This is a genomic window from Bradyrhizobium sp. USDA 4451, assembly GCF_054822585.1.
Genome location: NZ_JBTRCH010000001.1, coordinates 6,138,555 through 6,151,127, shown reverse-complemented (window position 1 = coordinate 6,151,127; position 12,573 = coordinate 6,138,555). Strand labels below are relative to the sequence as shown.

Below are 12,573 nucleotides of genomic sequence, written 5' to 3'. Positions count from 1 at the left end.
CCCGATTCGCGTGAAGAAGACGCGCCAAACCTAGCATCCAGGGCCGCGTTCCGATTCGATCGGAACCGGCAAGGCTCTGGGCATTGAGGTAGAAGGAGCGGGCATTTGGACAAGGCGCCGGATGCGTTCCGTACCATCAGCGAGGTCGCTGACGAGCTCGACATTCCCCAGCATGTGCTGCGATTCTGGGAAACCCGCTTCGCGCAGATCAAGCCGATGAAGCGCAGCGGCGGACGCCGCTATTATCGCCCCGACGACGTCGACCTGCTCAAGGGCATCCGCCGGCTGCTCTATGGCGAGGGCTACACTATCCGCGGCGTGCAGCGGATCCTGAAAGAGCACGGTATCAAGTCCGTGCAGGGCATCGCCGACCAGACCGCGGCCGTCTCGTTCGGCGCGGTCGAGGAGGCGGTCGGCAACAGCATGGCCGAGCCGGATGAGCACGACGGCAATGACGGCCTGGATTTCGACAGCGAGGAAGCCGACGGCGACGAGCAGGGCATCGATTACCGATTCGTCGATCCCGACGAGGATCCGATCCTCTCGACCTACAAGGCGCACGCCCAGCCGGGCAAGGCCGCGGCGCAGCCCGGAAGGGCGTCCGCTGCAGCGCCGCCGGTGCGTCCCTCCGTTCCCACGGTCGATCGGGAGCGGCTCGAGCGCGTGCTGCAGGAACTGGTTGCCTGCCGGCAGATGATCGACGCGGCGATGAAGGACGGCTAAGTTTTGAGTTTGAAGAATGGTCGGAGCGAGAGGATTTGAACCTCCGACCCCTAGTCTCCCAGACTAGTGCGCTAACCGGGCTGCGCCACGCTCCGATGCCGTTCCATTAGCCGCGATCCTGTGTTCGCGCAAGGCGGACTGGGCCTTATCTGGGCCTTATAATGGCTGGCATCTGGGAGGCCGGTTCCCCGAAGCATTCGGTGGTGGGGTTGTTTTGAACCCCGCTGCGGCCCGCGGTTTCAGGTCTCGGCATCCATCGCGACAATCAGGCAGGCCTTTTCGAGGCGGTTGGTCAGCATCGCAAGCTTGCCGGTGAATTCGGCCAGCTCAGCCTCGCTGAACTCCTCGAACACGGTCTTCTTGAACGCCTTGTGCTGCTCGGAAAGGCCGGCGAGATGCTTGCGGGTTTTGTCGGTCAGTGACAGCCGCACCACGCGCGCGTCGGCCGGGGAGGGCGCGCGGCGCAGCAGTTCCTTCTGCTCGAGCAGCTTCGACTGCGTGGTCACGAATGACGGATCGACGTGCAGCAGCTTCGACACCACGTTGATCGGCACGCCGTCATCCTTGTCGAGATCCGAGATGGCGATCAGGATCATCCACTGCGGACCGCTGACACCGAGGGCCTTGCCCCAGATCTGGCGGACCCGTTCCAGATGCGAATTGATCGATGAAATCTCGAGCGTGAATCGTTTGATGAGGTCGAGATGTTCGATGGCGCGCTGGCGCGTCGTATCCTTCCTTGTCACTGACAAAGCTTTCCTCTTCCCTTAGGTGCCGACTCAGCTTTGCGCTGATTTATTTCTTGGTTTCCCGCCTTGGCGGTCGAATTTTTCTCGTAAGCCACCAACGAACGCAAGTGAACGTAAAGTAATTATAACGGGCGCGTGAAGATTCGACGAAATAGGGTGTGACAAGTTTTCTCAGGTAGGTAAAGGGCTTACCACCAGCGTTGCCGGCGAGACACAGTGTGGCCGCATTCGCATTCCTGACTTTATAAACTATTTTGATTGGCGAACTCGCCAATGCATATTGAACCCGGCGGTAGGGGAATCTCGATCGTCCCGTTGCGGTGATCGTTCAAGTCCGTCGCACACCACAGATTGATCTGCGGGTGCGGGGTTTGGGGAAAGCGGTCTTGGACAATGCGGGAGGATCACAGGGCGCTCGCAGCCTTGGACTCTCCGCATATGAGCAACTTGGAGGTTTAATATGAAATTGGCGAAGAGCCTTATTCTGAGCTCGGCTGCTGCGCTGGTCGCGGTCGGCGGGGCACAGGCGGCCGATCTTCCCGTCAAGGCCAAAGCGGTCGAGTACGTGAAGGTTTGCTCCCTGTATGGCCCGGGCTTCTACTACATCCCCGGCACTGACACCTGCATCAAGCTGGGCGGCTTTGTTCGCGCCGACGTGGTCGTCAACGGCAACAGCGTCTACGGCCCGAACGTCAACGGCGCCAGCGGTGCCAACAACCGTTTCACCAACGGCTACACCTGGCGTTCGCGTGAAGACCTGAACATCGATACGCGCACCGCGACCGAGTACGGCGTGGTCCGCACCTATTTCGATGCAGTGTTCACCTGGACCTCGGACAGCTACACCGGCCAGGGCAACGGCTCGTCGATCTACTCGGCGATCGGCACCTCGGCGGCGCCGAACAATGCCTCGTCGGGTGGCGTTGCTGCCGGCACGGTCGGCGTCTACTACGCCTTCATCCAGTTCGCCGGCTTCACCATCGGTAAGGCGGTCTCGCAGTTCGCTGCTCCCTGGAACGGTTATCCGGGCAACAACTACGACGGTCTCGTCGGTGGCGTGAGCACCACCAACGGCATCAACCAGTTCACCTACACCGCGCAGTTCGGCAACGGCGTGTCGCTGGCTCTGTCGGCGCAGGATCAGGTTGCCTACATGCAGGCTGGCGTGAACAACCTCTCGGTTGGCGGCGCCTACGGCTCGAGCGACTACGCCGGCACGATCGCGCCGGACTTCGTCGCTGCGCTCAAGGTCGACCAGGCCTGGGGTATCTTCCAGGCGTCGGTGGCCGCGCATGACAACCATGCTGCCTATTACGGTGGCACCGAGCTGACCGGTCATCCCGACGACAAGTGGGGTTGGGCTGGTGCACTGGCCCTGTCGATCAAGAACATTCCGACCGGCCCCGGCGACACCATCAACATCCAGGGCGTCTACACCGACGGTGCGACCCGTTACAACATCCAGGAACTGGCCAGCCAGTTCAGCTCGGTCGCCATCTATGGCGGTTCGAACCTGCCCGGCGTCTATCAGAGCGTTGGCTTCGGCACGGCACCCGACACGGTGTTCGGTTTGAATGGCCAGCAGCAGTCGATCAAGACCTGGGGCTTCCGCGGTGCGTACACCCACAACTGGGATCCCTACTGGAACACCAGCTTGTACGGTGCTTACGCTGCGGTCATGTACAACGACACGGCCAAGTCGCTCATCTGCGGCATTGGCGGCGTCGGTGGTACGTTCCGCACCGCCTTCGGCGGCGGCGCTGGCGTGACCAGCTGCAACCCCGACTACAACATCGGTCAGATCGGCGTGATCACCCGTTGGACCCCGGTCAAGAACCTGACCTTCTCGGCCGACGTGACCTACGTCCATCTCGATCAGAAGTATGCCGGCACGATCACCACCTCTTCGGCTGGTATCGGCAAGCCGAGCGCAACCTACGAGCTGAAGGATCAGGACACTGTCCAGATGCTCTTCCGCGCTCAGCGCAACTGGTAATACCGGTTGATCTGATCACGATCCAACAGAACCCCGGCAGGCAACTGCCGGGGTTTTTGGTTTGGGAAACAGCAGCCGCGAAAGCTGCGAGCGTGGTTCGGCGAAGTGGCTGCCGCCTGGCGTGAACAAAGGACGTCAAAGCGGGATTGATGAAGGCGTTGGCTGCGTCATTTCGGTCCACGCGAACAACGAAGACGAGCCATGCGATTCATTCGCCTGCAAACTTATTTACTTACCTGATCTACTAAACTATATAGCCGTCAGCCAACACATTGCATGATGGCTCTTAGCTCTCTGCTAAGCCTCCCAAACCTCCGGCAATGCCCTGCCGGAGGTTTTTGATTCAAGGCTCTTTTGATTCGAAGCTCTTTCGATTCAAGGCTCTTTCGATTCAAGGCCTGGGCCCGGCTATGATGCGAGCTTGCTCCCGTCGTCGTCCTCTCCGATTCGAGGCCGTCAAGATTTGACGGAATCGATCCGCAGTGCATTCTCGTCAGTTATGGGACGCTTCAAGAACAGCCGCCTGGCTCGCATGAGCAGCGGCCATTATTGCTTGATCCGGGATCTCGGGCTGGTAAAGGGCGGCAAGGGATTGCGGCACCATGAGGTGGTGATCGACTTCTCCTGGCGCGGCCTCTGGCGTTTCCTCTTTCCACCGCGTCCCGTGCTCCCGGCACATGATGCCGGCGGATTTCGCACCGACGCGGCCGTCACGTCTGCTCCCGGCAACAGCATCGTCGGCTCCAGCCATTCGCATTAGTCCGGTGGACTGGCACGCGCCGGCCGCGTCATCGCTTCCGCGCCTGTGACAGCCGCGTCGGAAATTGCAGCGGCGATCGCGATCAGCGTTGTCACGCCTCGTCCGTTCAAGATGTTGGCGATCCGTCGCTTCCGATTATTGAAGTCGGATTGTTCGTCGCGCGGAATGATTTCGTTGCGTCGCCCGCCGCCTCGATCTGCTGCATGCAGCTCGCTTGCGCGTGCCAGCAGGCGGCGTTGCTGCGCGATAATTCGGTGATGTAGACTGCCTCACACCAAACGGTTGGGACTGCGATCCGCGCTCCAACCGAAAAGAAAAATCAGGGCGAGAAAAATCAGGGAACGGATCTCACATGAAGGATTTTGCCGGGAAGATTGCCGTCATCACCGGTGGCGGTACGGGCATGGGGCGCGAGCTGGCGCGGCAGCTCGTGGCCGAGGGCTGCAACGTCGCGATGTGCGATGTCTCGGCCGAGGCGATGGCCGAGACCAAGCGGCTCTGCGAGGTCGAGAAGCTGCCGCAGGGCCTGCGCATCACCACACACGTTGCCGACGTCTCGATCGAGGATCACTACAAGCGCTTCCGCGACGAGCTGATCGAGCAGCAGGCGACCGACAAGATCCATCTGCTGTTCAACAATGCCGGCATCGGCGGCGGTGGCAGCCTGTTCACCAACACCCGCGAGCAGTGGGAGCGCACCTTCAACATCTGCTGGTGCGGCGTCTATCTCGGCGTCCGTACCTTCCTGCCGCTCCTGGTGAAGGCCGACGAGGCGCACATCGTCAACACCTCGAGCGTCAACGGCTTCTGGGCCTCGGTCGGCCTCGGCGTATCGCACACCGCCTACAGCGCGGCGAAATTCGCCGTGAAGGGCTTCACGGAGGCGATGATCAACGATCTCCGTCTCAACGCGCCGCATGTGAAGTGCTCGGTGGTGATGCCCGGCCACATCGGCACCTCGATCGTGTCGAACTCGCGCAAGGTGCAGAACGGCGCCGACCAACTCAATGCCGACGAGCTGAAACAGGCCCGGCAGCGTCTGCAAGGGCAGGGCATCGATGTCGCCAAGATGTCGGATGCAGACATCCAGCAGCTGGCGCTCGATCGCGCCCGCATCTTCCATGACGAGGCGCCGACCACGGCGGCCGCCGCGGCCAAGATCATCCTCGATGGCGTCAAGGCCGATCGCTGGCGCATCCTGGTCGGCGACGATGCCCACCTGCTCGACGAGCGCGTGCGCAGGACTCCGGAGCAGGCCTACACGCCGGAGTTCTATCAGGACCTCGTCACGGCGACCGGCTGGAAGGTCGGTTGATCAATCCTCCATAAGATCCGTCATGCCCGCGCGACGGCTTTGCGGTTGTCGCTGGAGGAGCGCGGAACGCGCGTCTCGAAGCATGCGCGGCCGAGCTGGTGGCCGTTCATCCTTCGAGACGGCCGCGTTGCGGCCTCCTCAGGATGACGGGTTAACTACCCGCGCATCGCGCGCTGGCGCGATCCTGCCTGATAGGCGAGGCGGTAATGCCCTGAGCAATAGGGCATGCCGCCGAGCGGCGGGTTGCCGCAGAAGCAGAAATCGTCGGCGCCCGGGCTGCTGATCGGCCAGCGGCAGCGCTGCTCGCTGAGCTCGAACAGCGAGCAATTGTTGGCGCTGACAACGGGCGCGTCGCGGGGCTCCGGTTCGTAGAGCGCCTCCAGCAACTGCAGCTGCTGCTTCGCGGTCGCCCGCTGCGCGGCGTTTGCGGCGGACTTCTTGCGCCGTGCGCGGCGTTGGTCCGGCGTCGTACGCATCAGGTTCAGCCGCGACAGCTTGCCGATCACCGCATTGCGGCTGACGCCGATATTGACGGCGATGTCGCGGCAGGAGAGGCCGGCTTCAAAGTAGATCTTGAGTTGGTCGACGCGCTCCGGCGTCCAGGTGGGTTCGATCGCAATCATCTGACGGTTCCACGTTCTGTGTTGAACCGCCGCGCCGGCACACGCGCCCTCAGTTCTTGAGCTCCGCCCAAACGCTTTCGCGTTTGTCGCGAGGGATGCTCTCAGGGCGTGCGGCCGCTGTCGCGGATTGCAAGCAACCCGTCCTTGATGGCGAGCCGAATGCCTTCCTCGATCAATGTCCGTGCGACGCCCGGGACGCTCGTGCCGTGGGTGCCCTGTCTCACCAGCTTCTCGAGGTATCCGATGGTCGAGAGCGCCAACGTGACCGGGACGCGGTCGGTTTCGGCCTTTTCCGTAGCCATGGTGAAACGCTTAACTCTGAACGCCCGCACTGAAAAGTATCTATTTAGAGTCTATTTAGGAATAAGGCTGTCCGTCAAGCCGTTCAGCCGCAAAATGAAGACAGCCGCGCAGCGGCACGCCGCGGATCAACTCCGGCGCGCCGCGTTTGTCTGATTATCGAGACAAATGAAGTGGTTAGGGTCGTACTTCGACCTTGACCGGGAACTTCTTGAGAAGCCGCTCCGCCGTTTCGGTCTTGTCCGGCGGTGCCTTCACGCTCAGGTATAGCCCGCGGGACGGGTCGGTGATGGCGTCCACGCTGACCTCGTCGGACAACCCTTCGAGCGCCAGCAACTCACGCGCCGCCTCGCCGGCGGCGATCTCGCGCAGCTTGGGCTTGAATATCTTGCCGACCGGCGTGACCGGCATCTCCGCAATCACCGACACCACGCGCGGCCGCGCCGGCGGCTCCAGGATATTCTCCTGCACGAACGCCGCGAGCGCGTTCGGATCGATCTGGGCGCCCGGCTGCGCCGAGACGAACAGCATCGGCACCTCGCCGGCATAGGTGTCGGGACGCCCGACGGCCGCAGCCAGCGCCACGCCCGGGAAGGCCAGCGCGGCGTCCTCGATGGCGCGCGGATCGATGTTGTGGCCGCCGCGGATGATGACGTCCTTGGCGCGGCCCAGGATGTAGACGAAACCGTCGGCATCGATCCGGCAGATGTCGCCGGTGCGCAGCCAGCCGTCGCGGAACGCCTCCTCGGTCTGCTTCTTGTCGACATAGCCCGCAAACACCTGCGGACCCCGTGTCAGGAGCTCGCCGACCGGCGAGGGCCACGGCCCGGTGTGCAGCTTGTCGCCCTCGAGGATCGCAAGCTCGACCAGCGGATTGCGGGTGCCGACGCTTTCGGCGCGCGGCTTCACGCCGTGCACGTCATGGGTGATGGCGCCGGCGAGCTCGGTCATGCCGTAAAGCTGCTGGATGCAGGCGCCGCCCCAGGTCGCGAGATAACGCCGCTCGATCTCCGGCGGGCAGATCGAGGCACCGGTGGCGGTGACGCGCAGGGTCGAGATGTCGCTCTCCCCGACCGGAACGTCGGCCAGCGCGCCGAGGATGGTCGGCACGTTGCCGGCGATGTTGATGCGGTATTGCTCGATGATCTGCCAGAAGTTGCGGACCAGCGCCGGATCGCGCGCGCCGGCGGGGCCGGGGATCACCATCGTCGTGCCCGCCGACAGGCAATTGGCCGAGGTGCAGAACAGGCCGCCGACATGGAACAGCGGCATCGTGATCATCGCGCGCTCGCCGCGATGGAAATCGAGCGCCATTCGCGACGATACGGTGGAGGCGACCATCGCGCGGTTGGTGAGCCGCGCCACCTTGGGATGGCCTGTCGTGCCGCCGGTCGGCAGCATCACCGCGACGCGGTCGGCCTCGCGCATATCCCTGGACTTGCCGTAGTCGTCGCGCCACGCCGGATCCGGCCGCAGCACCTCGCCGTCGAACGAGATCGTGCCGTCGAGCGGCACGATCACGATGCCTTTGAGCGACGGCACCTCGCGCTCGAGGCCCTCGATCCGCTCATACAGCCCGCCGGGCATGCCCGACGGCGGCGCCAGCAGCAGTTTGGCGTTGATCGCATTGAGTTGGGCTGCGATCGCTTCGCGGGTGAACAACAAATTGAGCGGTTCGGCGACGCCGCAGGCGGCCGCGCCGAAGATCGCGACGATGCTTGCCGGACACGCCGGCACCAGGATCGCTACCGCATCGTCCTTGCCGATGCCCTGGCCGCGGAAATAGTTTTCCGCAGCCTTGATCGAGCCCATCAATTGATCGTTGGAGATCACGACCGGGTTGGGATCGAGCGGCGAGCGCAGATAGATCGCGGCCTCGGCGTCCGGAGCGGCCTGCGGGCCGCGGGCGATGAGATCGAGGATGCGCGGGCAGGCGGCGAGCGTCTCCTGCATCTCCTTGTCGCGCAGAGCCTCGTCGGCCGGCGAAAGCCTGTCCTTCAGCATATCCGTCCCCGTCCATTTTTGTTCGTTAGGAGGGGGAGTGTAGCGAGCCGCGCTTGCGGAGCACAAGTGCGGCCTATCGACCGGCTGTCAGACGTGGACCACGGATTTGGCGATCATGCAGTGAATGCCCTTGGAGCCGTTGACCGTCTGCGTCACGCGCAGGTCGGCGGCCAGGCTGCACAGCGTGTAGGCGTCCTCGCGCGACAGGTTGCGCTTCTCGCCGAGCAGCACGATCATGTCGCGCAGCGCCCGCACCACGCACTGGTCGAGGTCGGGATCCATCGCCATGGTCATGTAGTGGTCGGCGGTCTCGGCGCGCGGATAGGCGAGCTTGAGATCCTTGCGCAGGGTGAGGCGGAAGCGGCCGGTGAGCGCGGTCTCGATCGCGGTGACGCAGACCTCGCCGTCGCCCTGCACGCCGTGGCCGTCGCCGCAGGAGAACAGCGCGCCCGGCACGAACACCGGCAGATAGAGCTTGGCGCCGGCGCCGAGCTCCTTGTTGTCGAGATTGCCGCCCATCGCGCGCGGGATCAGCGAGGAGATGCGGCCCCAGGCCGGCGGCGGCGACACGCCCATCACGCCGAAGAACGGCTTCAGCGGCAGGTCGAGTCCCCAGGGCATGCGGCCGACCATCCGCGCGCGATCGAGCGGGATGTTGAGGATGCGGGTCTCATGGAAATCGTCGGGCAGGGTGCCGGACAGCGGTTTGATCAGGTTGTAGCCCCAGTCCTGGCGCAGCTGGACGTCGAGGATATCGACCTCGAGCACGTCGCCGGGCTCGGCGCCGGCAACCGCGATCGGGCCGGTCAGGATGTGCCCGGGCACCATCCGCTCGCTCCTGGCATGGATCTCGTCGAGCTCCGGCGGGACATGGAATTTGCCGCGGTCGGGCACCACATCGGCGCCGCCGCTGACGGTCTCGATCGTGACCTCGTCGCCGCTCGCGATGGTCAGGACCGGCTTCAGCTTGGCTTCGAAGAAGCCCCAATGGCAGGTTTCGGGGCTGGATTTCAGATGATGATGGGTCATGTGACTTCTTTTTATTGCATAGCCAGCAGCGTATGACGCTGTAGCAGAACTTCGCAGAGGCTTCCCTTGTTTTTTGTGTTCTCCAAGACGCTCGGCATCATGCTGCTGCCGATCAATTTCCTGATCGGCATCGGCGTGATCGGCGCCGTGCTGGTGCTGACGCGGTTTGCGCGCCTCGGCCGCAGGCTGATGATTGCGGCGCTGCTGCTGCTCGCGATCTGCGGCTTCTCGCCGCTCGGCAATGTGCCGATCGCGACATTGGAGCAGCGCTTCCCGCCATGGGACGCCTCGCGCGGCGCGCCCGACGGAATCATCGTGCTCGGCGGCTCGATCGATGCCGATTTGTCGGTTGCACACGGCACGCCTGTGGTGCGCAGCGCCGCCGATCGCGTCATCGCGGCCGCCGCGCTCGCGCGACGATATCCGAACGCGCGGCTGGTGTTCACCGGCGGCAGCGCCAATTTGATCTCGAACGATGCGCGCGAGGCCGACTATGCCGCCGAGATGTTCGAGAGCCTCGGGATTCCCAAGTCGCGAGTGACCATCGAGCGCCGCTCGCGCAACACGGTGGAGAACGCCGAATTTTCCAAGGCGCTGGTCGATCCCAAGCCGGGCGAGCGTTGGCTGCTCGTGACGTCTGCCTATCACATGCCGCGCGCGGTCGGGCTGTTCCGCAAGGCGGGATTCGACGTCGAGGCCTATCCGGTCGACTGGCGGGTCGGCAATGTCATGAGCTTCGCGACGCTGGCGATCGAGGGCCTGTCGCGCACCGATCTCGGCACGCGGGAGTGGATCGGGCTCGTGGCCTATCGTCTGGCCGGCAAAACCGACGATCTGCTGCCGGGACCGGCTGCGCGGTAGCGCAAGGCACCTGTCGCGTCGACCGTGCATTCCGGCTAACATCCATGCAACAGGCGGCGCCAAGCCGCCGATCACGGGAGCTTACGCATGCAGCAACAGACACCGCCGGAACAATTCGATCTCGCCGCGACCGTCGCCGATCTGAACGGCCTGCTGCGGCTGAAGACCACGGTGATCGGCATCAAGATGTTCGCGCGCGTCGAGGAGATGGAGGCGATTCCAAAAATTCGCCGACCGTCGGCGGTGCACACCACGGACCAGATTGTCAGCATGGCCTCGCGGCTCGGCTGGACCGTCGGCATCACCGCCGACGATCTGGTCGGCGCGCAATGCCGCGCGGTGATCGGGCTCGCGCCGCAGGACGAGACGTGGCTTGCTGGCGAGAACTATGTCGGGGTCTGGCATGGCACAGCGGAAGACGCGCGCAAGCGCCAGGAAGCGCTCGACGTGGTGCCTTATGGCCAGTACCAGGCGATGGCGGTGAGCCCACTGACCAGCGGACGCCTCAATCCGCCCGACATTTGCCTCGTCTATGCGACGCCGGGACAGATGATCATCCTGATCAACGGGCTGCAATATACCGGCTACAGGAAGTTCGAATGGGGCGTGGTCGGCGAGACCGCCTGCGCGGATTCGTGGGGGCGGGCGCTGAAGACCGGCGAGCCGAGCCTGTCGCTGCCGTGCTTCGCCGAACGCCGCTATGGCGGCGTGCCCGATGAGGAGATGCTGATGGCGCTGCCGCCTGCCTATCTGGTGAAGGCGATCGCCGGGATGAAGCAGCTTGCCAAGAACGGCCTGCGCTACCCGATCGCGCCCTATGGCATTCAGGCCGACGTCCGCGCCGGCATGGGGGTGTCGTACAAAAAGTAGCGGCACGCGCGTCATTGCGAGGAGCGATAGCGACGAAGCAATCCATCGTGCCGCACGCGCGGTGAAATGGATTGCTTCGCTTCGCTCGCAATGACAAAACGGGGCAATTTCGTTGTGTGGGAGCCTGATCCATGTCCTCGTCGAAACTCGATGTCGTCGTCTACGGTGCGACCGGCTTCACCGGCCAGCTGGTCGCCGAATATCTCGCGGCGAACTATCGCGACAGTAGCCTGACATGGGCGATGGCCGGACGCAGCAAGGACAAGCTCGCCGCGGTTCGCGATGCGATCGGCGCGCCCGCCGACACGCCGCTGATCGTTGCCGATGCCGGCGACACCGCATCGCTGAAGGCGATGCTGGCGCAGACCAAGTCGGTCATTTCAACGGTCGGCCCGTATCAGCTGTATGGCAATGAGCTGATCGCCGCCTGCGTGGAAAGCGGCACCGACTATTTCGATCTCTGCGGAGAGCCGGTCTGGATGCGGCAGATGATCGATAAATACGAGGCCGCGGCAAAGGCCAGCGGCGCGCGGATCGTGTTCTCCTGCGGTTTCGACTCCGTGCCGTTCGAGCTCGGCGCATTCTTTGTCCAGGAGGAAGCCAAGCGCGTGTTCGGCGCGCCGGCACCGCGCGTCAAGGGCCGGGTGCGCGACATGCGCGGCACGCTGTCGGGCGGCACCGCGGCAAGCGCCAAGGCGACCTTCGATGCGGTCGCCAAGGACCTCAGCCTGGTTGCGATCCTCAACAATCCGTTCGCGCTGACGCCGGGCTTCGAGGGCCCGAAGCAGCCGCGCGGCAGCAAGCCGGCCTATGAGGAGGATCTGCACTCGTGGACCGCGCCGTTCATGATGGCGCTGATCAACACGCGCAACGTCCACCGCTCCAACATGCTGATGGGCTTTCCCTACGGACGCGACTTCGTCTACGACGAGATGGTCCTGACCGGCCCCGGCGAGAAGGGCGAGGCCAATGCCAAGAAGGTGATGGCGCTGAACGCCGAGAAGACCGGCCCGAGCGCGCCGAAGCCGGGCGAGGGGCCGTCAAAGGAAGAGCGCGAGAACGGCCGCTACGATCTGCTCTATGTTGCGGTCGCCCCCGACGGCCGCATGGTCCGCGCCGGCATCAAGGGCGATCGCGATCCCGGCTACGGCTCGACCTCGAAGATGATCTCGGAATGTGCGATCTGCCTGTTGCGCGATACGCCCGACGTCGCACCCGGCTTCTGGACGCCGGGAGCCGCGATGCAGGGAAAACTGATCAAGCGCCTGGTCGATCACGCCGGGCTGACGTTCGAGGTTGAGAAGTAGCCTCGCGAAATATTGCTCCATGTCATCGGCCGGCCT

Annotated in this window: 12 protein-coding genes and 1 tRNA gene; 7 read left to right on the top strand and 6 right to left on the bottom strand. The window is 63.9% G+C overall.

Annotated elements, in window-relative coordinates; all coding sequences use genetic code 11:
* The first annotated feature begins 105 nt into the window (after nt 1–105).
* A complete protein-coding gene (locus ACVMB0_RS28460) occupies nt 106–723 on the top strand; it encodes a MerR family transcriptional regulator (RefSeq protein ID WP_456754446.1) in 618 nt (205 codons plus the stop codon).
* Nucleotides 724–740: 17 nt separating this feature from the next.
* Here the strand turns inward: ACVMB0_RS28460 and ACVMB0_RS28455 are convergent.
* Nucleotides 741–818, bottom strand: a tRNA-Pro gene (locus ACVMB0_RS28455).
* Between the two features lie 144 nt (nt 819–962).
* Nucleotides 963–1,475, bottom strand: a complete 513-nt coding sequence (locus ACVMB0_RS28450; RefSeq protein WP_461348370.1) for a MarR family winged helix-turn-helix transcriptional regulator — start codon at nt 1,473–1,475, stop codon at nt 963–965.
* Nucleotides 1,476–1,932: 457 nt separating this feature from the next.
* On the opposite strand from ACVMB0_RS28450, the gene ACVMB0_RS28445 reads away from it, so the two are divergent.
* From ACVMB0_RS28445 to ACVMB0_RS28435, 3 genes are all read left to right on the top strand, one after another.
* A complete protein-coding gene (locus ACVMB0_RS28445; protein WP_456754448.1) occupies nt 1,933–3,468 on the top strand; it encodes a porin in 1,536 nt (511 codons plus the stop codon).
* A gap of 532 nt (nt 3,469–4,000) precedes the next feature.
* On the top strand, nt 4,001–4,228 hold the full coding sequence (locus tag ACVMB0_RS28440) for a hypothetical protein (RefSeq protein WP_456756531.1): 228 nt from the start codon (nt 4,001–4,003) through the stop codon (nt 4,226–4,228).
* Nucleotides 4,229–4,580: 352 nt separating this feature from the next.
* Nucleotides 4,581–5,543 (top strand): SDR family oxidoreductase, encoded by a 963-nt coding sequence (locus ACVMB0_RS28435; RefSeq protein ID WP_461348369.1) that lies wholly within the window; start codon nt 4,581–4,583, stop codon nt 5,541–5,543.
* A 155-nt stretch (nt 5,544–5,698) separates the two neighbouring features.
* Here ACVMB0_RS28435 and ACVMB0_RS28430 read toward each other — a convergent pair whose 3' ends face one another.
* The 4 genes from ACVMB0_RS28430 to ACVMB0_RS28415 all read right to left on the bottom strand — a co-directional run bounded on the left by ACVMB0_RS28430 (nt 5,699) and on the right by ACVMB0_RS28415 (nt 9,499).
* Nucleotides 5,699–6,166, bottom strand: coding sequence for a GcrA family cell cycle regulator (locus tag ACVMB0_RS28430; RefSeq protein WP_456754450.1), 468 nt, complete (start codon nt 6,164–6,166; stop codon nt 5,699–5,701).
* A gap of 101 nt (nt 6,167–6,267) precedes the next feature.
* Nucleotides 6,268–6,468: a hypothetical protein gene (locus ACVMB0_RS28425; RefSeq protein WP_461348368.1), complete on the bottom strand. Its 201-nt coding sequence runs from the start codon at nt 6,466–6,468 to the stop codon at nt 6,268–6,270.
* A gap of 175 nt (nt 6,469–6,643) precedes the next feature.
* Nucleotides 6,644–8,470 carry an AMP-binding protein gene (locus ACVMB0_RS28420; protein WP_461348367.1) on the bottom strand — a complete coding sequence of 609 codons (1,827 nt, stop codon included), beginning with the start codon at nt 8,468–8,470 and terminating at the stop codon, nt 6,644–6,646.
* An 87-nt stretch (nt 8,471–8,557) separates the two neighbouring features.
* Entirely contained in the window at nt 8,558–9,499 is a 942-nt protein-coding gene (locus ACVMB0_RS28415; RefSeq protein WP_461348366.1) for an acetamidase/formamidase family protein, read from the bottom strand.
* Nucleotides 9,500–9,565: 66 nt separating this feature from the next.
* On the opposite strand from ACVMB0_RS28415, the gene ACVMB0_RS28410 reads away from it, so the two are divergent.
* The 3 genes from ACVMB0_RS28410 (at nt 9,566) to ACVMB0_RS28400 (ending at nt 12,537) form a co-directional block, all read left to right on the top strand.
* On the top strand, nt 9,566–10,360 hold the full coding sequence (locus ACVMB0_RS28410) for a YdcF family protein (RefSeq protein ID WP_461348365.1): 795 nt from the start codon (nt 9,566–9,568) through the stop codon (nt 10,358–10,360).
* 87 nt (nt 10,361–10,447) lie between these two features.
* Nucleotides 10,448–11,230 (top strand): DUF169 domain-containing protein, encoded by a 783-nt coding sequence (locus ACVMB0_RS28405; protein WP_461348364.1) that lies wholly within the window; start codon nt 10,448–10,450, stop codon nt 11,228–11,230.
* A gap of 131 nt (nt 11,231–11,361) precedes the next feature.
* Nucleotides 11,362–12,537, top strand: coding sequence for a saccharopine dehydrogenase family protein (locus ACVMB0_RS28400; RefSeq protein WP_461348363.1), 1,176 nt, complete (start codon nt 11,362–11,364; stop codon nt 12,535–12,537).
* Nucleotides 12,538–12,573: the final 36 nt, after the last annotated feature.

Coding starts and splice junctions, on each gene's coding strand:
- ACVMB0_RS28415 (WP_461348366.1), bottom strand. CDS start 9,499: ATGACCCATCATCATCTGAAATCCAGCCCCGAAACCTGCCATTGGGGC.
- ACVMB0_RS28440 (WP_456756531.1), top strand. CDS start 4,001: ATGAGCAGCGGCCATTATTGCTTGATCCGGGATCTCGGGCTGGTAAAG.
- ACVMB0_RS28425 (WP_461348368.1), bottom strand. CDS start 6,468: ATGGCTACGGAAAAGGCCGAAACCGACCGCGTCCCGGTCACGTTGGCG.
- ACVMB0_RS28420 (WP_461348367.1), bottom strand. CDS start 8,470: ATGCTGAAGGACAGGCTTTCGCCGGCCGACGAGGCTCTGCGCGACAAG.
- ACVMB0_RS28435 (WP_461348369.1), top strand. CDS start 4,581: ATGAAGGATTTTGCCGGGAAGATTGCCGTCATCACCGGTGGCGGTACG.
- ACVMB0_RS28405 (WP_461348364.1), top strand. CDS start 10,448: ATGCAGCAACAGACACCGCCGGAACAATTCGATCTCGCCGCGACCGTC.
- ACVMB0_RS28400 (WP_461348363.1), top strand. CDS start 11,362: ATGTCCTCGTCGAAACTCGATGTCGTCGTCTACGGTGCGACCGGCTTC.
- ACVMB0_RS28445 (WP_456754448.1), top strand. CDS start 1,933: ATGAAATTGGCGAAGAGCCTTATTCTGAGCTCGGCTGCTGCGCTGGTC.
- ACVMB0_RS28430 (WP_456754450.1), bottom strand. CDS start 6,166: ATGATTGCGATCGAACCCACCTGGACGCCGGAGCGCGTCGACCAACTC.